General features: G+C 67.5%; 27 protein-coding genes. 11 read left to right on the forward strand and 16 right to left on the reverse strand.

What is annotated here, in order from left to right:
- Window positions 1-32 precede the first annotated feature (32 nt).
- The 10 genes from GGR25_RS00105 to GGR25_RS00150 form a co-directional block, all read right to left on the reverse strand.
- Window positions 33-755, reverse strand: coding sequence for a maleate cis-trans isomerase family protein (locus tag GGR25_RS00105; protein ID WP_183396708.1), 723 nt, complete (start codon window positions 753-755; stop codon window positions 33-35).
- On the reverse strand, window positions 752-1,258 hold the full coding sequence (locus GGR25_RS00110) for a flavin reductase family protein (protein WP_183396709.1): 507 nt from the start codon (window positions 1,256-1,258) through the stop codon (window positions 752-754). The genes GGR25_RS00105 and GGR25_RS00110 overlap by 4 nt, the downstream gene beginning before the upstream one ends.
- Entirely contained in the window at window positions 1,255-2,760 is a 1,506-nt protein-coding gene (locus GGR25_RS00115; protein ID WP_183396710.1) for an amidohydrolase family protein, read from the reverse strand. Before GGR25_RS00115 ends, GGR25_RS00110 begins: the two co-directional genes overlap by 4 nt.
- On the reverse strand, window positions 2,757-3,677 hold the full coding sequence (locus GGR25_RS00120; protein ID WP_183396711.1) for a polysaccharide deacetylase family protein: 921 nt from the start codon (window positions 3,675-3,677) through the stop codon (window positions 2,757-2,759). The genes GGR25_RS00115 and GGR25_RS00120 overlap by 4 nt, the downstream gene beginning before the upstream one ends.
- Window positions 3,674-4,876 carry an amidase gene (locus tag GGR25_RS00125; protein ID WP_183396712.1) on the reverse strand — a complete coding sequence of 401 codons (1,203 nt, stop codon included), beginning with the start codon at window positions 4,874-4,876 and terminating at the stop codon, window positions 3,674-3,676. The genes GGR25_RS00120 and GGR25_RS00125 overlap by 4 nt, the downstream gene beginning before the upstream one ends.
- A 6-nt stretch (window positions 4,877-4,882) precedes the next feature.
- The gene (locus GGR25_RS00130; protein ID WP_183396713.1) at window positions 4,883-6,364 is read right to left on the reverse strand and encodes a 4-hydroxyphenylacetate 3-hydroxylase family protein; all 1,482 of its coding nucleotides are present in this window, start codon (window positions 6,362-6,364) and stop codon (window positions 4,883-4,885) included.
- A gap of 164 nt (window positions 6,365-6,528) precedes the next feature.
- Window positions 6,529-7,338, reverse strand: coding sequence for an energy-coupling factor ABC transporter ATP-binding protein (locus GGR25_RS00135; RefSeq protein WP_183396714.1), 810 nt, complete (start codon window positions 7,336-7,338; stop codon window positions 6,529-6,531).
- Window positions 7,325-8,179: an ATP-binding cassette domain-containing protein gene (locus tag GGR25_RS00140; protein ID WP_183396715.1), complete on the reverse strand. Its 855-nt coding sequence runs from the start codon at window positions 8,177-8,179 to the stop codon at window positions 7,325-7,327. Before GGR25_RS00140 ends, GGR25_RS00135 begins: the two co-directional genes overlap by 14 nt.
- A complete protein-coding gene (locus tag GGR25_RS00145; RefSeq protein ID WP_183396716.1) occupies window positions 8,167-8,961 on the reverse strand; it encodes an energy-coupling factor transporter transmembrane component T family protein in 795 nt (264 codons plus the stop codon). The genes GGR25_RS00140 and GGR25_RS00145 overlap by 13 nt, the downstream gene beginning before the upstream one ends.
- A gap of 5 nt (window positions 8,962-8,966) precedes the next feature.
- The gene (locus tag GGR25_RS00150) at window positions 8,967-9,416 is read right to left on the reverse strand and encodes a PPC domain-containing DNA-binding protein (protein ID WP_183396717.1); all 450 of its coding nucleotides are present in this window, start codon (window positions 9,414-9,416) and stop codon (window positions 8,967-8,969) included.
- Between the two features lie 178 nt (window positions 9,417-9,594).
- On the opposite strand from GGR25_RS00150, the gene GGR25_RS00155 reads away from it, so the two are divergent.
- Window positions 9,595-10,434 (forward strand): alpha/beta fold hydrolase, encoded by an 840-nt coding sequence (locus GGR25_RS00155; protein ID WP_183396718.1) that lies wholly within the window; start codon window positions 9,595-9,597, stop codon window positions 10,432-10,434.
- 6 nt (window positions 10,435-10,440) lie between these two features.
- On the opposite strand, the gene GGR25_RS00160 is transcribed toward GGR25_RS00155, so the two are convergent.
- From GGR25_RS00160 to GGR25_RS00185, 6 genes are all read right to left on the reverse strand, one after another.
- Entirely contained in the window at window positions 10,441-11,166 is a 726-nt protein-coding gene (locus tag GGR25_RS00160) for a GntR family transcriptional regulator (RefSeq protein ID WP_183396719.1), read from the reverse strand.
- A 118-nt stretch (window positions 11,167-11,284) separates the two neighbouring features.
- Window positions 11,285-12,073 carry a class II aldolase/adducin family protein gene (locus GGR25_RS00165; protein WP_183396720.1) on the reverse strand — a complete coding sequence of 263 codons (789 nt, stop codon included), beginning with the start codon at window positions 12,071-12,073 and terminating at the stop codon, window positions 11,285-11,287.
- A 2-nt stretch (window positions 12,074-12,075) separates the two neighbouring features.
- A complete protein-coding gene (locus tag GGR25_RS24865) occupies window positions 12,076-12,831 on the reverse strand; it encodes an ABC transporter permease subunit (protein WP_210299765.1) in 756 nt (251 codons plus the stop codon).
- Window positions 12,816-13,565 (reverse strand): ABC transporter permease, encoded by a 750-nt coding sequence (locus GGR25_RS00175; RefSeq protein WP_183396721.1) that lies wholly within the window; start codon window positions 13,563-13,565, stop codon window positions 12,816-12,818. The genes GGR25_RS24865 and GGR25_RS00175 overlap by 16 nt, the downstream gene beginning before the upstream one ends.
- Complete coding sequence (locus GGR25_RS00180) at window positions 13,562-14,407, reverse strand: ABC transporter ATP-binding protein (RefSeq protein WP_183396722.1); 846 nt, start codon at window positions 14,405-14,407, stop codon at window positions 13,562-13,564. Before GGR25_RS00180 ends, GGR25_RS00175 begins: the two co-directional genes overlap by 4 nt.
- Before the next feature lie 110 nt (window positions 14,408-14,517).
- Window positions 14,518-15,525 (reverse strand): ABC transporter substrate-binding protein, encoded by a 1,008-nt coding sequence (locus GGR25_RS00185; RefSeq protein WP_183396723.1) that lies wholly within the window; start codon window positions 15,523-15,525, stop codon window positions 14,518-14,520.
- Window positions 15,526-15,776: 251 nt separating this feature from the next.
- Between GGR25_RS00185 and GGR25_RS00190 the strand changes: the two genes are divergently transcribed.
- Genes GGR25_RS00190 through GGR25_RS00235 form a run of 10 tightly spaced genes read left to right on the forward strand, consistent with a single transcriptional unit; the run spans window position 15,777 to window position 26,576 of the window.
- Window positions 15,777-17,177 (forward strand): amidase, encoded by a 1,401-nt coding sequence (locus GGR25_RS00190; RefSeq protein ID WP_183396724.1) that lies wholly within the window; start codon window positions 15,777-15,779, stop codon window positions 17,175-17,177.
- Window positions 17,178-17,188: 11 nt separating this feature from the next.
- Window positions 17,189-18,145: a cupin domain-containing protein gene (locus tag GGR25_RS00195; protein WP_183396725.1), complete on the forward strand. Its 957-nt coding sequence runs from the start codon at window positions 17,189-17,191 to the stop codon at window positions 18,143-18,145.
- A 6-nt stretch (window positions 18,146-18,151) separates the two neighbouring features.
- Complete coding sequence (locus GGR25_RS00200) at window positions 18,152-19,096, forward strand: nucleoside hydrolase (RefSeq protein WP_183396726.1); 945 nt, start codon at window positions 18,152-18,154, stop codon at window positions 19,094-19,096.
- Window positions 19,093-20,394, forward strand: coding sequence for an LLM class flavin-dependent oxidoreductase (locus GGR25_RS00205; protein WP_183396727.1), 1,302 nt, complete (start codon window positions 19,093-19,095; stop codon window positions 20,392-20,394). Before GGR25_RS00200 ends, GGR25_RS00205 begins: the two co-directional genes overlap by 4 nt.
- Entirely contained in the window at window positions 20,391-21,911 is a 1,521-nt protein-coding gene (locus tag GGR25_RS00210) for an aldehyde dehydrogenase family protein (protein ID WP_183396728.1), read from the forward strand. Before GGR25_RS00205 ends, GGR25_RS00210 begins: the two co-directional genes overlap by 4 nt.
- Window positions 21,912-21,921: 10 nt before the next feature.
- The gene (locus GGR25_RS00215) at window positions 21,922-22,851 is read left to right on the forward strand and encodes an ABC transporter substrate-binding protein (RefSeq protein ID WP_183396729.1); all 930 of its coding nucleotides are present in this window, start codon (window positions 21,922-21,924) and stop codon (window positions 22,849-22,851) included.
- On the forward strand, window positions 22,848-24,008 hold the full coding sequence (locus tag GGR25_RS00220; RefSeq protein ID WP_210299766.1) for an NAD(P)/FAD-dependent oxidoreductase: 1,161 nt from the start codon (window positions 22,848-22,850) through the stop codon (window positions 24,006-24,008). The genes GGR25_RS00215 and GGR25_RS00220 overlap by 4 nt, the downstream gene beginning before the upstream one ends.
- The gene (locus GGR25_RS00225; RefSeq protein WP_183396731.1) at window positions 24,005-24,259 is read left to right on the forward strand and encodes a (2Fe-2S)-binding protein; all 255 of its coding nucleotides are present in this window, start codon (window positions 24,005-24,007) and stop codon (window positions 24,257-24,259) included. The genes GGR25_RS00220 and GGR25_RS00225 overlap by 4 nt, the downstream gene beginning before the upstream one ends.
- Entirely contained in the window at window positions 24,256-25,650 is a 1,395-nt protein-coding gene (locus GGR25_RS00230) for an FAD/NAD(P)-dependent oxidoreductase (protein WP_183396732.1), read from the forward strand. Before GGR25_RS00225 ends, GGR25_RS00230 begins: the two co-directional genes overlap by 4 nt.
- Window positions 25,647-26,576: an ABC transporter substrate-binding protein gene (locus GGR25_RS00235; protein WP_183396733.1), complete on the forward strand. Its 930-nt coding sequence runs from the start codon at window positions 25,647-25,649 to the stop codon at window positions 26,574-26,576. The genes GGR25_RS00230 and GGR25_RS00235 overlap by 4 nt, the downstream gene beginning before the upstream one ends.
- The last annotated feature ends 72 nt before the right edge of the window (window positions 26,577-26,648 follow it).

The following is a 26,648-nucleotide window of genomic DNA, read 5'->3' on the forward strand; positions in this document are numbered from 1 at the left end:
TTGCTGTTTGCGATCCGGCGATGCGGATCGCCTCAAGCTGATGCAAGGACCTTGCCCCAGCCCGCGATGGGCGCCCAGGCGTCCGTGATCTTCAGGGCTTCGCGGAAGGTGATCGCGATCGAATCGACGATCGGCATGCCGAGCTCGGCCTCCATTTCCTCGACGAGTTCGGTCGCGTTGAAATTGGTGCAGACGACGGCGATGCAGTCCGGCTTGCCGGCCGCCGCCTCGCGAAGGATGCGGCGGATATCGTCGGGGGAGGCGGCGCCGATGCCGACATTCTCGCGGATGCCGAGTTGCGCCCGGCCCGTGACGGTGAGGCCCTGGCGCCCATATTCGCGCGCGATGTCGGCGGCGACGTCGCTCGTATAGGGCAGGGCGAGGCCGATCTTCGTCCAGCCGAATTCGGCGAAGGTCTTGTAGAAGGCAATCGTCGAGGTCGAGACGGTGAGACCGGTCTGGTTGCGGATCGCGTCGCACAGCATGTGGTCGTTCTCGAGCCCGCGCCAGCTCGCGGAGGTGCCGTTCCAGACGATCGCGTCGATCGGCGCATCGGCGAGGAGACGCGCGCCGGCGAGCATGGGCTCGAGCTGGAACTGCGCTTCCGAGCTGCCTTCCAGCGCCAGATGCGTCACGCGGATACGCGAGAAATGATGCGTCACGCGGCCGTCGAACGGCCGGTTCATCGCGTAGGTCAGCGGCTCCAGCCAGATGTTCGAAGACGGCGTGACATGGCCGATGCGGACGGTCTTCATGGGGTCACCAGCGGTTCGAGTTCAGGGAAGCCGGCGGTGAGCCGGCCCTGGAAGAAGACGAGCGGAACACCGGGGCGTGCCGACAGCGCGACCACTTCACCGATCATGATCCGGTGGTCGCCGCCGTCGAAGACGTGCCGCGTCTCGCATTCGAGATGGGCCAGCGCGCCGGGCAGAAGCAGCAGGCCGCGCGGCGAGACGATCATCGGCTCTCCGCCCTCGAAGGCCTCGAGCGTGTTCCGCGCGAAGTGCTTGGCATCGTCCAGCTGCTCGGCGGCGAGGATGTTGATGGCGAAGCGGCCGGCTGCCTCGAAGATATCGCGCGACCGCGCTCTGTCCTTAAGGCACCACAGGACGAGCGGCGGCTCCAGCGAGACGGAGGCGAAGGAATTGATCGTCATGCCGGCGAAGGTCTCGCCGAAACGGGTCGTCACCACGGCGACGCCGGTCGCGAACAGCGAGCAGGCGCGGCGGAATTCGGCCAGGTCGAAGGTATCGCTCATGCGCGGGCCCTCCCTTCCATTGAGAGATAGCGCGCGACGGGCAGCGGTTCGCCCCGCGACGCGTCGGCAAACGCGACGACATGCGGTTCGAGCCGGGCGGCGAGCGCGCGGGCATCGGCAAGGCTGACGGCAAGGCGATCCACGGCCTCGGCGACCCGCTCGCGCAGCGAGGCCGGGCTGACCGTGGTGAGGCGCCGATCGGCGACGACGTGGCGGCCACTGGCGAAAACATCCGTGATCGCAGCGGAATCGGCCGTCGTGACGATCTGGTTCAGGGGATTGGTCAAAGGCATGAAATCGATGTGGGAGAGATCGAAAAGGGTGAGATCGGCGCTGGCGCCGATGGCCATGCGCCCGCCTTGCGGCAGGCCGAGCAGGTCCGCGCTCCCCGACGTCGCAAGGCGGAGCGTTTCGGCTGAAGCGAGCCAGTTTTCGCGCGGCGCATCGAAGATCTGCGAGGCGTAGGAGGCGAGGCGTACCGCCTGGACCATGGAGAGCGCGTCGGACGAGTTCGCGCCATCGGTTGCGAGACCAACGCGGATGCCGCGATCCAGCATCGGCGGGACATGCGCGACGCCGGACCCCAGGCGGAAATTGCTCGCCGGAATATGCGCGATCGCGCAGTCGTGCGCTGCGAGGATGTCGAGATCATTGCCGTCGAGCCAGACCGCGTGGGCGGCGATGAAGCCGGGGCGGAGTACGCCGAGATCGGCGAGGCGGCGAACCGGCGAGACGCCCCAGAGCTTCCGCGCCGTCGTCGCCTGCAGGCGCGATTCCGCGATGTGCATGTGGATCGGGAGATCGTAGCGCTCGGCAAGCGCCACGCACTGCATGAGAAATTCCTCGGAGCAGTGATGCGGGATCGTCGGCGCGATGGCGAGCGAGATGCCGGGCGGCAGCTGGTCGCGCGCCGCAAAGATCGCATCCATGGCGGCGATCGTCTCCGCACCGCCGCCGAGGGAGAAGCGGCCGACCGTCTCGCGGAGGTCGTCGGGGAGGGCGTCGAGAAGGCCGGGGATCGCCTGGAACAGGTTGAGATCGGCCACCATCGGCGCGAGCACGGCCTTCATGCCGGCATCGGCATAGCCGCGCGCGACCGCCATGAAACCTTCGAGCGTGGGGCGCGGGAACTCATAGACGAGGTCGAAGCAGGCCGTGCAGCCCTTCGAGAGCATGTCCAGCGCGCCGAGCAGCGTCGAGAGATAAATCGTCTCCGGATCGCGCGCGCCGCCAAGCCAGGGGCCGTTGGTGAGCGAGGCTTCCAGCGTCCAGCGCTCGGCGACGCCCTTGACCAGATTGGCATGGCCATGGGTGTGCGCATTGACGAAGGCCGGCAGGATCAGCCTGTCCCACGTGTCGAAACGCTCGACGTCCGGACCCGCAATCGTGCCCGCTGCGTCGATCGCGGCGATGCGGCCGTCCTCGATCAGGATGTCGCGGCGGGTCGCCTCGCCGGTCGCAGGATCGGCGACGAGACCGCCGGCGAGGAGCAGGGCGCTCATGATGCGGCCTCCGCCGGATGGGTCGCCATCCAGTGCCGCGCGACCTCTGACCGTCCGGCGAACCAGACATCGTCATGGCTCACAGCCAGATCGAGGAAGCGCTGCACCGCCTCGAAGCGCGAGGGCTGGCCCGAGATGCGGCCGTGCAGGCTCACGGTCATCATGCGCGGATGGCGCGCGCCCTCGGCATGCAGCACGCGGAACGCCGCGGCGAGATGGTTGTAGAAATCGTCCGCCGTGCCGAGCTTGGCGGTGGCGAGGCGGTTGTCGTTGTGGGTGAAGGAGTGCGGCACGACGAGATGCGGTCGGCCCACGACCTCGACCCAATAGGGCAGGTCATCGGCATAGGAATCGGCATCGTAGAGGAAGCCGCCATGCTCGACGAGCAGCCGCCGCGTCCCCTCGCTGGAGGAATAGCGGCTTTGCCAGCCGAGCGGCGGGCGCCCCACGGCCGCCTCGATGCCGCGAAACGCGGCGGCGATGACGCCGCGCTCTTCGCCCTCGCTCATGCGGTAGTGGCGGACGAAACGGTCGCCATGGCAGCAAAGATCGATATTGCCCTCGCGAATGGCTGCCGCGATCTCGCCATTGCGGGCAAGCGCCTGCGCGCAGGCATTGATCGTCAGCGGAACACCGCGCTCGGCAAAGAGATCGTGCAGCCGCCAGAAGCCGACGCGGGAGCCATATTCGAACAGCGTCTCGGCGACGAAATCGCGCCGTCCGGCCTCGACCTCGCCGGGGATCGCGTCGGTGAGCGCGGCTTCGCTTGCCGGATCGCCGTCGGGGATGGAGGGCTCGGCGCCTTCCTCGAGATTGAGCACGACGACCAGAGCCAGCCGCGCGCCGCCGGGCCATTGCGGGTCCGGCGGGGTGCGGCCGTAGCCGACGAAGTCGCGTGTGCCGTCCCGGATGATCATCGGAAGCGCAGCTTGGTGAGATCGCCGAGCTGTTCGGCGACGGCGATCAGTTGTGCTTCCGAACGCGGCGATCCGATCAGCGACAGCCCGACCGGGCAGCCGTCGACAGAGGTCGCCGGGATCGCGATCTGCGGCAGGCGCGTCAGGCTGGCGACGCAGGTCAGCGCCAGCGTCTTCTCGCGGAACGCGATCTGCGCCGAGACCGGCGCGTCGCGGCGCGGCGGCAGGTCATGCGCGGTCGGGATGATGATCACGCCGTCATCGCCGAGGAGGTCGAGCAGTCGGTCGGTCAGCGCCTCGCGCCGCGGCACGGCGGTGGCGACCGCCTCGGGCTTGACGGTGGATGCGAGCTTGATGCGCTCGTCGACCGCTTGCGAGAGCGTGCGGCCCGGTGTCGTTCCCCAGCCGCCCAGCGTCGACCAGAGGTCGTGCAGCTGCAGCGGACGGAAGGTGTCGAGCCAGAATTCGACGCCCTCGTCATAGAGGGTGATCTCCTTCGCCTCGCCGATCGCTCGCGCGATCGGCAGGAGCGCCTGGCCGATCGCGTCCTCGGGGATTTCGAAGGCGTCACGTGCCAGCAGGAAGCGCGGCGGCTTCGGCTTGCGGGCCGGACCGAAATAGCATTCGGCGACCCGGCGCAGCGTCTTCGGGTCGTTCGCCAGCCAGCCGACCGTATCGAAGCTCGGCGCCATCGCCATGACGCCGGCTGCCGACAAACGGCCATAGGTCGTCCTAAGGCCATAAATGCCGCAGAAGCTCGCCGGGACACGGATCGAGCCGCCCGTATCGGTCCCGAGCGCGAAATCGCAAAGTCCCGCCGCGACGGCCGAGGCCGAGCCGCTCGACGAGCCGCCCGGCACGCGGTCCGGCGCCTTGGGATTGATCGGGATGCCGAAATGCGGGTTCATGCCGAACATCCCGCAGGCGACCTCGTCGGTATTCGTCTTGCCGATCATGGTCGCGCCGGCCGCGAGCGGCACCAGCACCGAGGGCGCGGTCGCGACGGCTATTGCGCCGTCGCGGAGCTGGTCGGGATTGCCCCAGGCTGAGCGGTAGCCCGCAATGTCGAAGAGGTCCTTGACCGCGAAGGAGAGGTCCGCGAGCTGTCCGGCCTCGGTGAGCCGGAGCGGCGTGCGACCGTGATCGACGAAGGCGAGGCGGCGGATGTCGTCCGCGCTCGGGGCGTTGGCGGCGTCCATCCCGGCTTACTCGGCCGCCGGGCGCAGGCTTGCGCCCTCGGGGAGGGAATAGGTCGCCATGAAGTCGTCGACGAACCCTTTCACGCCGTCCCAGTCGAAGAAGCGGAACGAATTACCGCGCGTGACGAAGGTCGGGCCCGAATAGAACATTTCATATTGCAGGTGCCGCGAGCCGAATTCGGAGCCGATCGCGTCCCAGGCGAGCTTCATGAACTTGACGCGGCCTTCGGAATCCGTCGCGACGGAGCGCTGCGTCTTCTCGATGATGGCAAGGGTCTCCGGCGTCTCGAAATCTGCAAAAGAGGAGGGGACCATGATCATGCCGCCGCCCGAGAGCGTGCGGATCGCCTCGGCGATCTCCGGATAGGTCGTCTGGGCGATTACCTGCGCGGTGCAGAGAATGGTGCGGTTCGGCACGAAATAGCCGTTGAAGTGCTCGCCGGCCGCCTCCATGGCGATGATGAGCGCCTCGATATTATTCACCTTGGCGGCGAGCAGGCCGAGCGTCTCGCGGACCTGCGGATAGTTGATGATGTTGTTGATCTCTGCGATCTTGCGGGCGAGGCCCAGCAGGAAGCGCAGCTTCACCATCAACCGGATGATGCACTGGTAGTTCTGGTAGACGTGGGCGCGGGTCTCGTGCCACTGCGCCTGCGCCATCTTCAGGTCTTTGTTGACGAAGACATGGTCCCACGGGATCTTCACGTCGTCGAAATAGATGACGGCATCGTTCTCGTCGAAGCGCGTCGAGAGCGGATAGTCGAAGGCCGACGTCGCCGCCTGCTCATAGGAGCGGCGCGACATCAGCGTCAGCCCGCGCGTGCCGATCGGCAGCACGGCCGTGAAGGCATAGGCCTCGTCGCCGGCCTGCAGCGCGTTGAACCCCGAGACCAGGATCTCATTCGCCATGATGCCGCTCGTCGCCAGCATCTTGGCGCCGCGGATCGTGATGCCTTCGGCGTCTTCGTCGACGATGGAGGCGACGAGATGCGGATCGGGCTGGCCGCTGGCGGACTTGGCCTTGTCCGACTGCGGGTTGATGATGACGTAGGAGAGGTAGAGGTCGTTGTCGCGGGCATAGTCGAAATAGGATTCGACGGCCGCGGCGCGGGCCGGGTCATTGTCGCGGAAGGCCGGCAGGCCCATGCGGAAGCCGGCCAGCGTCGAGGCGACGTGGTCCGGCGAGCGGCCGACCATGCCGCAGGTCAGCGCGGCCCAGCGCTCCAGCGCCTGGCGCCGCTCGACCAGTTCGCGATGATTGCGCGGCAACTGCCAGGCGCGGCTGACGCGATCCCCCGTCTTCGGCGAGACGAAGGTCATCTGCTCGATGTTTTCGGGCGCTGCCTGGAAATCGTAGAATGATCCGGCGGTCGCGACGGCGTGCGCGAAGGCCGGGTCGGTGGTCACGTCAGCGACCTTGCGACCATCGATATAGATGGTGCGGCCGTCCTTGAGGCTTTCGATATGCTGCTTGCCGGTCTTTACCATGGCGGATCCTGCTTTCCGAGCTGGATGCCGACGCCAGGCTTCTTGCCCTTCGCAATCGGGGAAGATGTTGAGACGGTAGGGGAAGGGCCCTGAAGGCTGGCAGCGTCTCCCGTCTTCGGGTCCGATGCTGCACTGCGAAGGCTAGTCTTGCGGCGCATCCGCCGTCAAGTCCCGCCGACGCGTCGCGTCATATAGGCCTGCGTGAATGCCGTAGGCGTCAAGCATGGCGGCAAGCCAAGATCAAGCGAAAGGCTCAGCACATCGGGCGTTTCGACGCCGGCGGCTTCCGTGAGCGCGGTGTCGGTGAAGAATTCCGCCGTCAGCTTGTCGGCGGAGAGCACGCCGCGGGCGAGTGCCAGCACGCGATCGGCCCGGCGCGCCACGAAATCCATGTCGTGGCAGACCAGCAGGACGAGCGTGCCGCGCGCCTTCTCCTCGGCGATGATCGTCTCGAGACGCTGCATCGCCGCCTTGTCGAGGCCGCGCTGCGGCTCGTCGAGCAGCAGGATCGGCGGCTGCATGGCGAGCACGGAGCCGACGGCGACGAGACGGCGGGCCGAGGCGTCGATATCGAGCGGATGCTCGTCGCCGGAATCCGGCAGCCCGATCCGCTGCAGCACCTCGGCGATGCGCTTGTCCAGCGCCTCGCCCGAAAGGCCCTGCTGCTTGGGGCCGAAGGCGATCTCGCCGCGGATCGTCGCATTGAAGATCTGCTGCTCGGGCGCCTGGAACACCGTGCCGATATGCTGGGCGAGCTCGTGCACGGGCGTGTCGCTGGTCGAAAGCCCATCGACGACGACGCGGCCCTCGGCCGGCTGGTAGAGGCCGTTCAGAAGGCGCAGCAGCGTGCTCTTGCCGGCGCCATTGCGCCCGACGATGGCGACGACCTCGCCCTTCGACGCGGAGAAATCGATCCCGGAGAGGACCGGCGAGCCCTCGACATAGGCGAAGGTGACGTTTTCAACCGCGAGCATGCTGAACTCCCAGGGACGCGCGCGCCTCGGCGAGCGTGAGCGGCAGCGCCTTGTCGCCCGGCCAGGCGCCGGCGTCGCGCAGGCCCGCCATCGCTGCGGCGATCGACGTCATGCCGAGCGCCTCGATGCAGCGCGGATCATTCAGGACCTCGCCGGCCGTGCCATCGGCGACGATCCGGCCGCCGTCGAGCAGCAGGAAGCGGTTCGCCAGCGCCAGCGAGGGCCGGAGCGCCACTTCGAGGACGATGATCGTGAGGCCGCCGGGCAGCTTGTCGATCTGCGCAATCAGGTCGTCGCGCGATTCCGGATCGAGATTGGAGGTCGGCTCGTCGAGCACGAGCACGCGGGGATGCATGGCGAGCGCCGCCGCGATCGACAGGCGCTGCTGTTCACCACCCGAGAGCGTGAACGGATCGCGGTTCGCCAGATGGGCGAGGTTGCAGACGACCATCGCCTCGTCGACGCGCCGACGCACCTCCGCTTCGGGCAGTGCGAGATTGCACGGGCCGAAGGCGATTTCCTCATAGACCGTGAAGGCGCAGCCGGAGAGCTGCTGCGACGGCACCTGGCCGACGAACTGGATCGCCGCGGCACGCTCGGCGACGTCCCATTCGCTCCAGTTGCGGCCTTCCATCGCAACGAAGCCGCTTTCTGCCTTGAGCGCGCCATCGGGCAGATGTCCGGCCAGCCAGCGGGCGAGCGTCGTCTTGCCGGCGGCGTTGGGGGCGAGGATGGCAACCCGCTCGCCCTCGCCGATGACCAGCGAGAGGCCGTCGAGGATCGGCGCCTTGGCCAGCGGATAGCGGAAGCGGAGGTCGTGAACTTCGATCAGAGGCGCCACAGCAATGGCAATCCCAGTTGGAGCACGGCAAGGAGGAGCAGGAGGCGACGCACCCAGATCTGGAGCGTCGAATCCGGCGGCGCGTTGATCACGGTGCGATGCGGCTTGGCGCGGAAGGCCCGTCCGGACAGCACCGAGGCGCGGTGATCGAGATCCGACAGCGCCAGCGTGATCAGCGGCACGAGCAGGACCGGCAGCGCCGCCGCCCGGGCTTTCCACGAGCCGGTCAGGTTGAGACCCCGCACGCGCTGGGCATCGCGGATGCCGCGGGCGCGTTCCGTGAACGGTTCGATCAGGAGGAGGGGGCTCGCGATGAGATAGCCGATGCCGGCCGGCACGCCGCGCTGGTCCAGCGCCTTCAGCATGTCGGCGGGATGCGTCGTCGTGACGAAGAGCAGCGTCGCCATCAGCATGCAGGCGACGCGCATGAAGACGCGCAGCCCGTAGTCGAGGCCGGAGGCGCTGATCTGCACCGGGCCGAGCGCGGCGAAATCCTGCCGGTCGATGAGCAGGCCGTGCACGACGGTGAGCGCGATCCCGATCGGCACCATGGTGATCAGCAGCCGCTTCAGCGCCTTCTTGCCGACGCCGGTCACCAGCGCGACGGCGATCGCCGCCAGCGTCAGCGTCGCCGTGCCCTCGGTCGGCAGCACGATGGCCGCCGAGAGCATCCAGAGCAGCAGGCAGAGGCTCGTCAGGGGATTGGCGCGATGGAGGAAGCTCTCGCCCGCCGTATAGAGCAGCGAGGGCTTGTCCGATTTCTTCTTCGTGAGGCTCGCCATGAGGATCAGGCGCGCCGACGGACGACGAGCTCGTCCCAGGTCGAGATCGGGCAAGGCTCGCGGCCGAAGGTCAGGTCGGTGAGCTCCATCAGCACGATCTCGCAGGTCGTGCGCACCAGGCAGCCCGACAGCATGTGGCCGCCGAACATGTCGCCATTCTCGTCCGAGCAGGAAATGTGCACATGGGCGCCCGCCGCCTCGACCGTCCCGATCATGGAGACGATCTCGAAAAGCCCCTCGCGCAGCGCGCCGACGGGCCGCGCCGCATAGCGGATCATCGCATGGGTGAGGCTGCCGACCACGGTCACGATCGCCGCGGCGGGAAGGTTGTTCGCGGCGACGAAGGCCTGCAGCGTGTCGAGGACATCCTCGCCGGGCTTCAGCCGCATGGCGAAGAAGCGACCGCCGCTCGGGATGGCCTCGGGAACGATGATGGTCGGCGCTGCGTCTGTCATGCCGGCGTTGTCCACATGATCGGAGTTTCTGTATGCAGTTATCGGTTCTATGAATAAGCCCGGTCAAGCCAGCGCATTGCGGAAATAGCGGTCGGCTGATGCTCGGCGAATGGGCAGGCCGAGGGGCAGCTTCCTGCATTACGATCGGCCTCGCGCATACAAACACCGGATGCTCCGCATGTCACGAGATCACGCGCAGGCGATATCGGCCGGCGATGACCTGTTCACCGCTCGCTCGCTCATCATCAGCGCCCCGGACGGGCTGCCGATCGCGGTCCGCGACCATGGCGGTCCCGGGCCGGCGGTTCTTATGATCCATGGCTGGAGCTGCAATCAGGATTTCTGGGCGCCGCAAATCCGGCCGCTGTCGGAGCATTTCCGTCTGGTGACGCTCGATCTGCCGGGTCATGGCGCTGCGCACGCCGGTGCCGGTGACCGGGCCTGGTCGATCGCCGGCTATGGCGGCGATGTGGTCGCGGTCGCCGATTCGCTCGGCATCGAGCGGCTGGCTCTCATGGGGCATTCGATGGGCGGCGCCGTCGCCGTCGAGGCGGCGCTGCAGCTTGGCGACCGCTGCCGCCTGCTGATGGGCGTCGACACGTTCAACGAGGCGGCCTTTTATGGCCGCCGGCCGACGGGTGAGATCCGCGAGCGCTGCGCGTCGTTCGATGGCGATTTTGGCGCGACCATACGCGGCATGGTGCGGGCCATCACCGACGAATCGGCCGACCCGGCGATTGTTCAGTGGATCGGCGACGCCATGGCGGCGATGCCGCGCCCGGTCGCGGTCGCCGTGCTCGAAGCGCTGCTCGCCTGGGATATCGAGGATCGCTGGCACGGGTTGGCCGTCCCCGCCGTCACGATCAATTCGGCCTTGCTCGCCGCGCGCAACGAACTGCTGGAGCTTCCCGATCTCGAGCTGCACCACGTCGCTGCGGCCGGGCATTTCCCGATGCTGGAACAGCCGGACGCCTTCAACGCGCTGGCGCTCGCGATCCTGAGCCAGCGCCTCGCGTGACGGGGCTCAGACGGGCTGCGTGAAGGCGGGCGGCAGGGAGGAGATGAAGTCGGCCATGTCGTCGCCGAGCAGGTTCACATGCTCGCTCGCGGCCCGGAACGCCGTCTCGGCATCGGCGCGCTCGATTGCCTCCAGAATGCGCTCATGCTCGCCGATCGTCGCGGCCATGCGGCCCGGCTGATGCGTCACGTGCCGGCGATAGCCGGCGACGCGTCGGCGCAGCGCGCGCGTCTGTCCGGCCAGGAAATGCGTATGCGCGGCGTCGTAGAGCGCGTCGTGGAACTCGTGATTGATCGCGTAGAAGCGCTCGGGATCCTGCGAGTCGAGCGCCTGGACGAGCTTGGCGTGGATCGCGCGGAGATTCGCCTTTTCCGTCAGCGTGGCGCGACGGGCGGCGAGCTTGGCGCAGAGGCCTTCCAGCGCAGCCATCATCTCGAACATTTCGAGCAGGATCGGAATGGTGATCGTCGCGACGGTGACGCCCTGGCGTCCGCGCACCTCGACGAGCCCGGTGGCGGTCAGCGCCTTCAGCGCCTCGCGAACGGGCGTGCGCGAGACGTTGAACTGCGCCGCGATCTCCGCCTCGTCGAGCCGGGCGCCAGGCGGGAGCTTGCCCGAGACGATCTGTTCCTCGAGCGCATTGCGCAGATCGTCCGAAAGCGTGCCGCTCCTGGATCGCAGGGCGGGTTCCTCGTCCTTGACCGCCAGTTGATCGCGTTCGCGCGCGCTCATCGCCATTCCCCAGATCGCCTTCTTCGGCAGAAACCGTCAGCCTGAGCCGATGCCCGGTATACAACGGCCAGTGTATTCGCAGGACTGCCGCACGTATGCAACGAGAAGCGCTGCGGATTCAATTGCGGTAGCTCGGATCCGTCCGGTCGAGCAGGCGGATGAAGGCGGGCCATTCGCGCGTTCCCGGCGCGCGGATATCGCCGTGATGCTCGTTGAATTGCCGCGCCGCCTTGTCGGTGACGGCTTCGGCGGGCAGGGCGAAATGCGCGCCGCCGGCAACGCCGGTCTGCGCCAGAAGCTGCACCCGCGCGGCCTTCTCGAAATAGTACATGAGGATGAAGGCTTCCTGGATCGTGCGGCCCGTGGTCAGGACGCCGTGATTGCGCAGGATCAGCGTGTTGTGCGGGCCGATATCGTCGATCAGGCGCTGGCGCTCGTCGGTATCGATCGCGACGCCCTCATAGTCGTGCACGCCCATATGGCCCTGATAGCGCATGGCGAACTGGCTGACCGGCAGCAGGCCTTCCTCCAACGCCGAGATGGCGGTCGCCGCTTCGGAATGGGTGTGCAGCACGCAGAGCGCGTCCTCGCGGCCGGAATGGATCGCCGAATGGATCACGAAGCCGGCCTGGTTCACCTCATGGTCGCTCGGCTCGACCTTGTTGCCGTCAAGGTCGATCTTCACGAAGCAGGAGGCATTGATCTCCGAGAAGAAGAGGCCATAGGGGTTGATCAGGAAATGATGCTCGGGCCCCGGCAGGCGGACGGAGATGTGATTGTAGATCAGATCGTCCATGCCGAAATGCGCGATCAGGCGGAAGCAGGCGGCGAGCTGGATGCGCAGCGCCGCCTCGTCCCTTGTCCCGACATCGAGCGCCGGATCGGTGTTGTTCGGGAAGGACGCCATCTTCATCTCCACCATACGAGCTTGCGGTCCAGCGCGACCAGCACGCCATAGAGCGCGAGGCTGCCGAGCGAGGCGACGAACACCGCCGCCCAGACCGTCAGAGAATCGACCTGTGCGGTCGCCTGATAAATGACCTGCCCGATCCCGCTATAGGCACCCATCATCTCCGCCACGATGACGGCGATCGTGCTGCGGGCCAGACCGACGCGAAGGCCGGTGACCAGCGCCGGCATGCCGGCAGGCAATTGCAGGCGCCACAATATGCCGAGTCGGCTGGCGCCGAAGGAGCGCAGCAGATTGATCGATTCGGCCTCGGGGCGCTTCAAGCCGGACAGCAGGTTGAGCAGCACGACGAAGACGACGGCGAGCGCGCCGATCGCGATCTTGGAGCTCATGCCGAGGCCGAACCAGAGCAGCACCAGCGGCACGAAGGCGATCGACGGCACCGCATTGATGACCATGGCGAGCGGCATCAGCATTACCTCCAGCACCGGCAGGAGGATCATGGCGACGGCGAGCAGAATTCCGAGGACCGATCCGATCAGGAAGCCGCCGACGGCCTCGACCAGCGTGACATAGAGTTCGCCGCCGAAGAAGCCGATGCGGCCGAGAGCGGTCGCGAGGATCTCCGCCGGCTTCGGCAGGATATAGGCGGGGACGTCGAGCGCCGTGGTCCCGAACTGCCACAGGAGCAGCAGGGCCAGCAGGGCGGCCGCGACGGGGAGGGCGCTGCGAAGCGCGTTCAATCCGGACGCCACCAGACAAACCTCCGTTCGAGAAGGGCGAGGGCGCCATAAAGCAGCGTGCCGAGCGCGCCGCAGGCGATGATGAGGACCCAGACACGCGGGATCAGCTCGAAATAGAGCGCCTGCAACAGCATCACGCCGAGGCCGACCGTATCGCCGAACCATTCGCCGACGACGGCGCCGGCAAGGCTGAGCGCCACGGCGAGCTTCATGCCGATCAGGATGTTCGGCGCGGCGGTCGGCAGCAGCAGCTTGCGAAACAGCGTCAGCCGCGAGGCGCCGAAGCTTTTCATCAGCGCGATGCGCTGCGGATCGGCCTGTTCGAGCCCGCGCAACGTGTTCACGGCGACGGGGAAGAAGGCGAGATAGAGCGCGATCACGACCTTGGCCAAAATCGTATTGCCGAACCAGATCACGACGATCGCGCCGAAGGCGATGACCGGAACGGTCTGCAGCGCGACGAAGATCGGGAAAAAGGCGCGTTCGAGCGTCTTGGATGCGGCGAAGGCGATCCCGAAGGTGATGCCGAGCAGCGAGCCGGCGAGGAAGCCGAGCACGGTTTCAACCAGCGTGCGCCAGAAGCCGGCCGCGAGATCGGGCCAGACCGAGACGCCGTCCGCGATCACGGCCGGGAGCGGCGGCAGATAGCGCGGCGGGATGGAGAAGAGCGGCACGCAGACGAGCCACAGCGCCGCGACGATCAGCACCGCGGCATAGGGCGAGCGGACGGCGGACTGAAGGCTCATGGGCGCATCGTCGCGCTGGCGAAGGTCTTCAGGCTCTCTTCCTCGACGACGGCGAGGAGCTTCTTCTTCACTTCCATGAATTCCGGTGTCGTCACCACGGAGACGTCGCGCGGGCGCGGCAGCGTGATGGTTTCCTGGCACTTGATGGTACCGGGACGCGCCGTCATGACAACGACCTTGTCGCCGAGGAAGATCGCCTCGTCGATGTCATGGGTGATGAAGAGCACGGTGCGGCGGTGCTTCTCCCAGATGTCGAGCAGCCAGCGCTGCATCATGGAGCGCGTCAAAGCGTCCAGTGCGCCGAAGGGCTCGTCGAGCAGGATCAGGTCGCGCTCGAACAGGAAGGTGCGCATCAGCGCGACGCGCTGGCGCATGCCGCCGGACAATTGATGCGGATAGTGCTGCTCGAAGCCCTTGAGCCCGAATTCGGGGAACAGCGCCTCGGCCTTCTGCCGGGCGAGCCGCTTCGGCATGCCTTCGACTTCCAGCGCGAGCGTCGCGTTGTCGAGCACGGTGCGCCAGGGAAAGAGCAGGTCGCGCTGCGGCATGAACGAGACCTTGCCGAGCAGCGCGCCATCCTGCTGGGCCTTGCCCTTGACGAGGATCGAGCCGTCGGAATCCGACGGCAGCAGGCCGGCGATCATGTTGAAGAGCGTGGACTTGCCGCAGCCCGACGGCCCGATCAGCGTGACGAACTCGCCCGGCTGGATGGCGAGATCGACATTGCGGACGGCGACCGTCTGCTTGTCGCCTTCGCCGAAGCGCTTCCAGACATTGACCAGTTCCATATAGGGCTGCCCGGGCATCGTGGCCCCGGCCTGAGCTTGCGCCAGATCGGCCATCCGCTCTCCTCGCTTGCTGCAACTTTGCTTCGCGACCGAACTCGGCGACCCGCCGCGATCGTCTGCGGTGGGTCGCCGGCTTTTCGGCCGCTGTGGGGCTTGGCCGAAAACTACATCTTCTTGTCTTCGGCCGGGACCTTCGCCCAGAACGAGGTGTCGAAAGCTCCCTTGATGTCGACGGGCGTCTTCATCGCGCCGAACTTGATCAGATCGTCCTGCACCTTGCCGATCGAGACGAGGTCGATCGCGCCGAGGCCTTCGGACGTGCCGAGCTTGGCCACCATCAGACGCTCGATCTCGTTGAGCATCAGCTCCTGATGCTTGCGCTCGAGGCCGGGGCCCGACGCCATGACGATGTCGACGGCTTCGTCCTTGTGCTCAAATGCGTATTTCCAGCCCTTGAGCGTCGCGTTCAGGAAGGCCTGAACCTGCTCGGGCTTCTCGGCGATCATCTTCTCGGAGGTGACGATCGCGTCCTGCTGCGTGGTCACGCCGGAATCGTCGGGCATGAACAGCTTGATGTTGTCGATGCCCTGCTCCTTCAGCGTGTTCAGCTCGTTGTAGAGCGTGACCGTCGCGACATCGAACTGCTTGTCGATGAAGGGCTGCATGGAGAAGGGCTGCGAGACGATGTTGACGTCGGCCTGCGGCACGCCTTCGGCGGCGAGGACGGAATAGAGCGTGTATTGCGGGCCGACCATCCAGGTCGCGACCTTCTTGCCCTTGAAGTCCTTGACCGAATTGATGCCGGATTCGGTGTAGGCGACATAGGCGAAGGGCGTCATCTGCTGCGACATGGCGATCGCCTTGAGCGGCAGCTTCTTCTCGCGCGAATAGAGCACGCCCTCGGTGCCGGAGGCGACGCCGAACGTGTCGGCGCCGGAGGCGACAAGCGTCTCGACATTGATGTTGGGGCCGCCCGGATTGACCGTGACGTCGAGCCCGGCGTCCTTGTAGAAGCCCTTGGCCTTGGCAACATAGACGCCGGCGAACTGCGCCTGCGGCAGCCATTTGAGGCGAACGGAAACCGGTTCGGCAGCGCCGGCAGGCGCTGTCGCAGACAATGCGGCTGCCACGGCGAAGAGGCCTGCGGCGAGTCCATGCTTGAAGAACGTCATGTCCGACACTCCGATTGGTGTATGCAGAAAACGCTCAGCAATATGCATGCCAGACGGTCGGCAACGCTTGGAACGGTCGATCCCTCTATAAGGACTCCGCCGATCGATAGCCTTGAGCCCGTCTCGCGTGGAACGCACCGCTTCTGGGCGGTCGCCGCTCACATTATGGGCACTGAATATCCAGAATGTCATTTATTGTATACGCGGAACGGGCGGCGGGGACTCGCGGCCGATCGAAGCCGGATGAAGACATGACCGAGCAGGATCTCTGGGCAGCGGAATTCACGGATCTGGCGCCGCGTCTCGACAGCGGCGAGGTGACCTCCGTTGCGTTGACGCACCTCATGATCGACCGGGTCGCCCGCTATGATGACGGCCTGCATTCCTATGTGGCGATCGAGCCCGAACAGGCGCTCGCCGAGGCGGCGCGGGCCGATGCGGAAATCGCCGCAGGCCTCCGTAGAAGCCCGGTGCACGGCATCCCGGTCGCCGTGAAGGACGTCTTCTTCACGACCGACATCAAGACCGGCCTCGGCTCGTCGATCTTCGAGGACTGGCAGGCCCCGCACGAATCGACCCCGACGCAGCGCCTGCGCGATGCCGGCGCGATCATGCTCGGCAAGCTGACGGCGACCGAGGGCGTCTACGCGCAGCACCATCCGACGATCACCGAGCCGATCAATCCGTTCGGCGATGCGCATTGGACGGGCAATTCGTCGAGCGGCTCCGGCGTCGCCGTCACGTCGGGCCTCGCCTATGGCTCGCTCGGCACCGATACGGGCGGCTCGATCCGCCTTCCGTCGGCCTGCTGCGGGCTGACGGGGATCAAGCCGACATGGGGCCGCGTTTCGCGGCATGGCGTCTTCCCGCTGGCCGAATCGCTCGATCATGTCGGGCCGATGGCGCGTTCGGCGCGGGATGCGGCGGCGCTGCTCGGCGTCATCGCCGGGCCCGACCCGAACGATCCCACCGCCGCGCCGGTCGCCGTGCCGGATTATCTCGCCGAGATCGAGGGCGGTGTCGCCGGCCTCACGATCGGCATCGACTGGGCCTTCATGCGGTCCAGGGCGGACGACGAGGTTCTCGCCGCGATCGCCGGTGTCGTCGAGGTCATGCAGCAGCTCGGCGCCCGCTTCGTCGATGTGAGCTTCCCGGATGTGCGCGCCATTCTCTATGGCTGGCACACGCAATGCGCGATCGAGGCGGCGATCGCCCATCGCGACAGCTTCCCGTCACGGCGCGCCGAATATGGCGAACGGCTCGCGGCACTGCTCGATTTCGGCAGCCAGGTGACGGCTTTCGAACTCGCCGAGGCGCTGAAATCCCGGCGCGAATTCAATGGCGCGGTCGCGCTGATGTTCGAGCCGATCGACCTGCTTCTGGTGCCTACTCTGCCCGTTGCCGGGCCGACGCTCGCCTATATGAGCACGCTCGGACCCGATCCGGATGGGATTCTCGCCGTGGGGCCGTTCAATGCGCCCTTCGATGTGTGCGGCTATCCGACGATCACGGTTCCCTGTGCGAAAAGCAGCCAAGGCATTCCCGTTGCCGCGCAATTCGTCGGCAGGCCGTTCGCCGAGGCGCTGATCTGCCGTGTCGCCCATGCCTATCAGACGGTGACGGACTGGCATCGCCGCCGTCCGGTGCTTTGAGGAGAGATCCGATGTCGAGCCAACCCGCCCCGAAGCCGGCCGCGATCGACATGGCGGACATGCCGGTCCAACTCCCTTCGGCGCCGGCCGGCGCCGCCGAGGCCCGTGCGCGCTTCTTCAATTCCGGCAATGCGTTCAACGTGAAGCTGCCGCCCGTGCCGGCGACGCGCTTCCTCGACGAGCCTGAGCGTGCGCTTGGGTCCGGCGTGACCGCCTTTCATCCCTGCGACCAGTCGGCGGCAATCGACTCGTCCTTTCCGGCGACGACGCCGCTCATGCTGGCGCGCTACGCCTCGATCGCGCCGGGTGATACGCTCACTGCCGATTTCCGGGCGACCGGCGCGATCTGGTACGTGATCCGCGGCTCCGGCTCGGTGACGACGGGTGATGAACGCTTCGTCTTCGGTCCCGGTGATGTCTTCCTGACGCCGGGCGGCGTGTCCACGGCGCTCTCCGCTGGCGACGGCGGCGCGGTGCTCTGGGTCGTGACCAACGAACCGCAGCTCGCCTTCGATTCGCTCCGTCCGGCGGAACCGGCCGCGGCGCCCGTCGATGCCGTGCACTATCCGGCGGCCGAGATCGCGGCGCAGCTGCAAAAGGTCGTCGAGGCGTCGCAGAACGCCACCACGTCCGGCATCGCGCTCATCTTCTCCTCCGACCGGCAGGAGGCGGCCCGCAACATCCTGCCGACGCTGACCCTGTCGCTGAACACGGTTCCGGCCGGCGAGCAGCAGCGCGCGCACCGGCACAATTCGGCGGCGATCACGCTGATCCTCAAGGGCGATCATTGCTATTCGATGGTCGGCGGCCAGCGTTGCGACTGGTCGCCCTATGCGACGCTGGTGACGCCGGCGACCGAGCCGCATTCGCATCACAATGACAGCGGCGAACGTGCCATGTTCCTGATCGTTCAGGATGGCGGCCTCCATTATCACGCCCGTACCATGGGCTTTGCATTTCTGGATTGAGCGACCGTGACCACGCGACTGATCATCGACACCGATACCGCCGGCGACGACTGCTTCTCGCTGCTGCTCGGCCTCCTGCATCCCAATGCCAGCCTTGAGGCGGTGACGATCTGCAATGGCAATGTCGCCTTCGACCTGCAGGTCGAGAACGCGCTGCACACGATCGAGGTCGCGGGGCGGGGCGGGGAGGTGCCGGTCTATCTCGGCAGCGCCCGCCCGCTGATGGGCCGCTGGCGCGCCGCGAGCTATCACGGCTCCAACGGCATGAGCGAGATGGTGTTCGAGAAGGCGAAGCAGCGCCCCGAGGCGAAGCACGCCATCGACGCCATCATCGACCTCGTCATGGCCAATCCCGGCGAGATATCGATCATCGCGCAGGCGCCGCTGACCAATATCGCGCTCGCCTATTTGAAGGAGCCGCGCATCGCCAAGGCGCTGAAGCAGCTCTGGATCATGGGCGGCACCGACAATGCGGTCGGCAATGTCACCCCCGCGGCCGAGTTCAATTTCTACGTCGATCCCGAGGCGGCGAAGATCGTGCTGGAAGCCGGCTTCAACGTCACGCTCTCGACCTGGACGCTGACGCTCTCCTCCGGCTTCTTCCATGCCGACACGATCGAGCGGATCGCCGGTCTCGGCACGAAGCTGTCGCAATTCTACATGGACGTGTCGCAGACGCCGATGAAGACGGCGAAAGAGCGCTATGGCGCGATCATGAACACGCATCCGGATTCGCTGACCACCGCCATGGCGATCGACGAGGATTTGATCCTCGAAAGCGCCGAGGTGGTCGTCGAGATGGAGGTCGGGGGCGAGACGACCCGCGGCTTCTCCGCCGTCTATCCGGCCGGCATGGTCGAGGGCTGGGAGAAGAAGACGCCCAATGCCCGCATCGTGCGCAAGGCCGACACGGCCGGCTTCGCCGACATGCTGATTTCGGTGCTCAAATGACCAAGCGACAGATTCATCTCGGCCTGTTCATCCTCGGAACGGGCAGCCATATCGCTGGCTGGCGCTATCCCGGCGCCTTCGACAGTTTTCAGGACTTGAGCCAGATCCAGGAGATCGGGCGGATCGCCGAGCGCGGCAAGTTCGACCTGATCTTCATGGGCGACAATCTCTATGCCGACCCGGCCGCGCATCCCTCCTATACGGCCCGGCTCGAGCCGCTCACCATGCTCTCGGCGCTCTCGGTCACGACCAAGCATATCGGCCTCGGCGCGACCGCGTCGACGACCTATGGCGACCCCTTCAGCACGGCGCGCGCCTTCGCCTCGCTCGATCATATCTCGAATGGTCGCGCCGCCTGGAACGCGGTGACGACGTCGAACGCGGTGACCGGCGCCAATTTCGGCCGCGCGCATCCGGACCATGCGCTCCGCTACGAGATCGCCGAGGAGTTCGTCGGCGTCGTGAAGCAGCTCTGGGATTGCTGGGACGACGACGCCATCGTCGCGGACCGCGCGAGCGGGCTCTATATCGATCCCGCCAAGGTCCATGCGCTGAACCATGACGGCAAATGGTTCCAGGTGAAGGGGCCGCTCAATATCGGCCGCTCGCCGCAGGGCCAGCCGATCGTGCTGCAGGCCGGTGGCTCGGCGCCCGGCCAGCGCCTCGCGGCCCGCACCGCCGATGTCGTCTTCTCCGTCGTGCAGGATTTCGACGAAGCGCAGAAGCAATATGCGTCGTTCAAGGCTCTGCTGCCCGAATTCGGCCGGCAGGCCGAGCATGTCACCGTCCTGCCCGGCGTGATGCCGGTCGTCGGTCGCACCGACCGCGAGGCCTTCGACAAGCTGAAGACGTTGCAAAGCTTCGTTTCGTCGACGAACGCGGTCGCGATGCTCTCCGACCGCTTCGGCAAGGATATGAGCGTCTATGATCTCGACGGCCCGATCCCGGACGATCTGAAGCCGTCCGACGCCTATCATGCCTTTGCTAGCGTCATGCTGGCCAAGGCGCGGCGCGAGAACATGACGCTGCGCGATCTCTACAATCTGACTGCCGCGGCGCGCGGGCACTGGGTCCTGTGCGGCTCGGCCGAGACCGTCGCCGATACGCTGCAGCACTGGTTCGAGAACGGCGCCGCCGACGGCTTCAACATCATGCCTCCCTATTTCCCGGGCGGTTTCGACGATTTCGTCGATCTGGTCGTGCCGATCCTGCAGGAGCGCGGCCTGTTTCGCGCCGATTATGAGGGCACGACGCTCCGCGATCATCTCGGCCTCGCCCGTCCGGAGCCGAAGCGATGACGACGGACACCGCAAGCTGGTCGGAACTGCCGTTCCTGTCGGGCCGGCTGCTGCATTATGGCGGCGCGTTTCAGGAGGCCCGCTCGACGGCCGCTATCCCTGTCGTCAGCCCCGCCAGCGGCGCGCAGTTTGGCGCGGTGCCGCTCGCCGGAGCCGACGATGTCGCGGCGGCGATGGATGCCGCTTCGGCGGCGGCGCCGGCCTGGGGCGCGCTGGATGCGCTTGATCGTGGCCGGCATCTGCGGGCGCTGGCCGAGATCGTGCGCAGCCGCATCGGCGAACTCGCGACCTTCGAATCCGCGATCACGGGGCGGCCGATCCGCGAGATGCGTGCGCAGATGGGCCGCATTCCCGAATGGCTCGACTATTTCGGCGGTATCGCCGCGGGCCTCGAGGGCGAATCCAATCGCCTCCGCGGCGGCTTCCTCTCTTATACGGCCTATGAGCCGCATGGCGTCTGCGCGCTGCTGACGCCGTGGAACCATCCGATCCTCATCCTCGTCAAGAAGCTCGCCGCCGCGCTCGCTGCCGGCAACACCGTTGTGGTGAAGCCGTCCGAGCTTGCCCCGGCGACGCCGCTGCTGCTGGCAGAATGGTGCCGCGAGGCGGGGATTCCAGCGGGTGTCGTCAATGTCGTCACCGGCGACGGCTCGACCGGCTCGCTCGTCTGCAACGCGCCGGCGGTGCGCCATATCGACCTGACCGGCGGCACGGCCACGGGCCGCAAGGTCGCGGCTGCTGCCGCCGCGCGTCTCGTGCCGTGCACGCTGGAGCTCGGCGGCAAGACGCCGGTCGTGATCTTCGAGGACAGCGACGTCGAGGAGGCGGCGGCCGGCGCCGTCTTCGCCGCCTTTGTTGCGGCGGGGCAGACCTGCGTTTCCGCCAGCCGCTTCATCGTCGCGCAGGCGATCTATGAGCCGTTCCTCGAAGCCTTCGTGCGGCGCGTCCAGGCGCTGCGGCAGGGCGATCCGGCCGACGTCGCGACCGATATCGGCCCGGTGATCTCGGCCGCCTCGCGTGACCGCTGCCTCGCCTATATCGCGACGGCGAAGGCGGAAGGCGCCCGGCTCGTCGCGGGCGGCGGCGTGCCGTCGCTGCCGGCGCCGTTCTCGGGCGGCAACTATGTCGAGCCGACGGTCTTCGCCGATGTCGCGCCGTCGATGACGCTGTTCCGTGAGGAGGTGTTCGGCCCGATCGCGGCGGTGACGCCGTTCTCCGGCGAGGCCGAGGCGCTCGCCATCGCCAATGACACGCCCTATGCCCTCGGCGCTTCGATCTGGACGCGCGATGTCGCGCGCGCGCATCGGATGGCCGGCAAGGTGCGCGCCGGCATGATCTGGGTGAACGATCATCACAAGAACGATCCGCGCTCGATCTGGGGCGGATTCGGCGACAGCGGCTATGGCACCGAGAATGGCTGGGACGCGCTCCGCTCGTACCAGAGGAAGCGCAATGTGCTGGTCTCGACGGCGGAGCGGTTCGACGACTGGTTCGCCGGTGGCAAGCGTTATGGATAGGCGAGACGACGTGCAGCAGATCAAGATCCGCCTTCTCTGGCATCCGCAGCCGCAATTCGCCGGCTACCTGATCGCCGAGCATGAGGGGCTGGCGCGCGATGCCGGGCTCGACCTCAAATGCGTGCCGCTCGATTTCGCCAAGGGCCCGATCGCCGCGCTGCTCGACGGCGACGTCGATTTCGCCGTAGCGAGCCCGTCGCACATGCTGGAAAGCGGCCGTTCGGACGAACTGGTCTTCCTGCTCGCGATCCAGCAGGAGAGCGCGCTGGTCTATCCGGCGCGGCGCAGCGCCGGCATTGCGCGGCCGGCTGATCTCGCCGGCCATCGCATCGGCGTCTGGCCGGGCCGCGAGGATCTCGAACTCACCTTCATGCTGAAGCGCGCCGGCCTCGCGCTCGACGCCTATGAGCGGATTGCGGTGGGCGACACAGTCGCCGCCATGATCGAGGGGCGCGTCGACTGCGCGCAGATGACGACCTATCACGAGATCCATCATCTGGAGCACGCTGCCGGATCGCTCGACGATTTCGTCCTCTTCCGCGCCGCCGACTATGGCGCATCGTTGCTCAAGGACGGGCTCATCGCCCGGCGCGATTTCGTCGCCGCCAACCCGCACATCGTTCAGGCCGTGGTCAATGCGGCGCTGACGGGCTGGACCAAGGCCTTCCACGATCTCGAGGCGGCGATCGCGCTCTGCTGCCGGCTGCGGCCCGATATGGCGCGGCTCGAACAGGAGGGCCAGCTTGCCGATATCCGCGCGCTCGCGCTGGCCGGCGCGACGCTGACGCAGGGGCTCGGCTATCCCGATCTGAAGCATGTCCGCCAGGCGCTGGTCGCGATGGCGGAAGTCGAAGGGCATGCGCCGGCGGAAGAGGGTCTGGTCGACGATCGCTTCTGGCGCGCCGCGCCGGAGGCTGTGCGGAGCGCGGCTTGGGGATGAAACCGGGTGCGGGCATGAAGGCGGACGCGGTCGTCGTCGGGGCCGGGGTGGTGGGCGCGGCCGTTGCGCGCGCGCTCGCCGTTTCGGGCCGCCGCGTCGTCATCGTCGAGCAGGGCGTGCCCGGCGGCGCGGTCTCCGGCGCGAGCCTCGCCTGCATCGGCACGCATATGATGGATGAGGACGAACTGCCGCTCCTCAAATGGTGCTGCGACGAATGGGCGGCTTTCGCCAGCGTCGCGCCCGATTTCGAATATTCCCGCTGTGGCCAGTTGCGCTTCCTGAAGCAGGAGAGCGAGCGCCGATCCGCCGATGAATGGATCGGCATCGAGACGGCCGCAGGCCTCTCGCCGACCCTGCTCGACCCGGACGCCGTGCGCCGCATCGAGCCGGAGCTGACCGGTCCGATCCATGCCGCGACCTGGTCGCCCAATTCGGCCGTGGTCAATCCCTTCCTCGCCGTGCGGCGCCTGCTCGAGGCGGCGCAGGCGGCGGGTGCAACGCTGGTCAGCCGCCGTCCGGTTACCGCCCTCCGCCTTGCCGGCGGCCGGATCGCCGGAGTCGAGACCGCCGAAGGTCCGATCGAGGCGGGGATCGTCGTCCTGGCCGGCGGGCCCTGGACCGCGAAGCTCGCCGCGACGGCCGGTGTCGACCTCCCGATCGTGCCGCGCAAGGCGCAGTGCCTCGCCACGGTCTCCGTCCCACCTTCGATCCGCACCGTCGTCGGCGCCTGCAAGGCGGAGGGCGGCGTCGATGCCGGCTATACGCAGATCCAGCAGGCGATGAGTGGCCAAATCCTGTTCAACACCGTCCTTGAAGGCGGCGTCACGGCGGCCGGCAGCCCGGACGACATTCCCGAGGTCGACCGCGCCTTCATCCGCGATTCGGTTGCGACGCTGCTCTTCCTCTTCCCGGCGTTCGTGCAGATCGACCTGCTACGCTCCTGGGTGCGCTACGAGGCAGTGACGCCGGATGACCGCTTCCTGACCGGGCCCGCCGGACCGGATGGGCTTTTCATCGCCGCTGGCGATGGCGGCACCGGCTTCGTCCGCTCGCTCGGCATGGCGCGCATCATTGCCGACTTTGTTGGCGGCCGCGAAAGCCCGTTCCGGCGCGATCTTTATGACCCGGCGCGGTTCGACATGAAGGCGGCGGCATGAGTACGCTGGTCACTATCGATCTCGACGGCCGCGCGGTCGAGGCGGAGGCGGGGCGCCCGCTCGGCGCGCTGCTCCATCGCGAGCTGAACGCCGTGCTGCGCCATACGGCCAAGGACGGCGCGCCGCGCGGTGTCTTCTGCGGCATGGGTGTGTGTTTCGATTGCCTGGTCCGTGTCGATGGGCGCGAGGGCGTGCGCGCCTGCGTCACGCCGATCCGCGCCGGCATGCGCGTCGAGACGGTGCGCTCATGAGGCGGATCGACACGGATCTTCTCGTCGTCGGCGGCGGCCCGGCGGGCCTCGAAGCCGCGCGGGCTGCGGCGGAAGCGGGCATTGCCGTCGACCTCGTCGACGCCGGATTCCGGCCGGGCGGACAGTATTGGATGCAGGATCCGACCGGCGCGCCGCCGCTCTCCGCACAGGGGAGCAAGGGCGCTGCGGCGATCGCGAAGGCGCAGGCGACCGGCGTCGCGTTCCATTCCGGCGCCGAGGTGTTCGCAGCTTTTCCGGATCGCCGGGTGCTGGCCAACGCCGCCGACGGCCCGATCGAGTTCACGCCGCGCGCCATCATCGTCGCGACCGGCGCGCATGACCGCGCGATGCCGTTTCCGGGCTGGACCTTGCCGGGCGTCATGACGCCCGGCGCCGGCCAGCGCCTCGCCAAGCTCGGCGGAACGAGCGCCGGTGAGCGGGTCGTGCTGGCCGGCAGCGGTCCGTTCCTGATGGCGGTTGCCGAGACGCTGGTGAAGCTCGGCAAGCCGCCGGTCGCGCTGATCGAGGCCCGGCCGACGGACTCGGCGATCATCGCCCATCTCGCCCGCCATCCCGGCCGCTGGCGCGAGGCGGCGCGATTGCTGGCGGGGGCTCGCGCCATTCCCGAGCGCCGTAGCGGCTGGATCGTCACCGAGGCGATCGGTAGCGAGCGCGTCACGGCGGTTCGTATCGCGCCGGTCGATCGGAGCGGGCGAATCGATCGCGCGCGTTCCGAGACCATCGGCGGGATCGATGCGCTGCTGGTTGGCTGGGGCTTCCGGCCGATGATCGAGCTGACCGCGCTGCTGCGCTGCCGCCACGAGCATGACCCCGCTCTCGGCGGCTGGCATTGCGTCACCGACCGGGCGAGCGGACGAACCTCGGTCGAAGGCGTCTATGCCGCCGGCGAAGTGACGGGCATTGCCGGCGCCGTTCCGGCCCGGCTCTCGGGGCGCCTCGCGGGACTTTCCGCCGCGGCCGATCTCGGCGCCGATACCGCCGGCGACGAGGGCGAGCGTGCGAGCCTCGCGGAACAACTCGCCCGCGCACGGGCCTTCTCCGATGGGCTCGGACGGCTCTATGCGCCGCCTGCCGACCTCGTGACGCTCGCTCGAGACGACACGGTCGTCTGCCGCTGCGAGGAAATCACGCGCGCCGACATCGCTGCCGCCTTTGCCGACGGAACCGACGCCGTCGCAGGTGCCAAGATCTGGACGCGGGCCGGGATGGGCCGTTGCCAGGGCCGCATCTGCGGCGCGGCCGTCGCCGCGATCGCCGCCGCCGAGACCGGCATCACGCCGCGCGAGGCCGGGTTCAATCCGCCGCGCATTCCGCTGCGCCCGGTGCCGCTCTCGGTCGTGCTGGAGACAACACGGGACGGGCAGGAATGACGGACGCCGTCTCGCTTCAGCTCAAATGGCTGCATCAGGCCCAGTTCGCCGGGTATTATGTGGCCGAGGACGCCGGCTACTATGCGGAGGTCGGCCTGGACGTCGATATCCGCGTCGGCGGGCCGGGCGTCGACCCGGAGGTCGCCGTCGCGACGGGCGAAGCGGATTTCGCGCAGGGTGGGGGCATCGAAAGCGTTCTCGCGGCGCGTGCCGCAGGCCTGCCGGTGGTGGCGATCGCCGCGCTGTTCCAGAAGATCGATGTCGTCTACGTCGCCCGGCGCGGCTCCGGCATCCGGTCGCTGGAGGACTTCGCGGGCCGGCGGTTGAGCACGTGGTACACGGGCGTGCATCTCATCCTGCGTGCGATGCTGCGGCGCGCCGGCGTGGACCTCGCGACGGTCGACGAGGTCATGCAGGCGGCCAGCATGCAGCCCTTTGTCGATGGCGAGGTCGCCGTCGCCGCGGCCACGTTCTACAATCAGCTGCCGAAGCTTGAAGCGTCCGGCATCGACGATCTCGTCGCGTTCGATCCGGCCGATTTCGGCATCGTCATCCCGCGCGATCCCATCATCGCCGCGGACCGCACCGTGCAGGAGAGGCCCGATGTCGTCGGCCGTTTTCTGACGGCGAGCCTGCGCGGATGGCTGAGGTCCTTCGAACGGCAGGACGAGGCGGTCGCCGCCGTCCTGCGCCGCAGCCCCGATCTCGATCCCGTCCATCAGGCCGTCATGATCCGCGAGGTCGCCGCGCTGGCCCGTCTTGGCGACGGGGAGGCGAGGGGGATCGGCTATATCGATCCCGCCCGCGTGCGGGACGCCGAGCGCTTCCTGTTCGAGCACGGCCAGCTTTCCCGCTCCGTCCCGCCGGAGGAAGCCAGCACGATGGCGTTCTGGCGCGATGTCCGCACGATCGGATCAGATCGATGAAGCGGGCTCACCTACCCCTCACGAGCCGCCGGATCCATGCGAGCACTTCGCACGACTCAGCCGGCCCGACCC

The organism is Kaistia hirudinis (assembly GCF_014196455.1).
Taxonomy (GTDB): domain Bacteria; phylum Pseudomonadota; class Alphaproteobacteria; order Rhizobiales; family Kaistiaceae; genus Kaistia; species Kaistia hirudinis.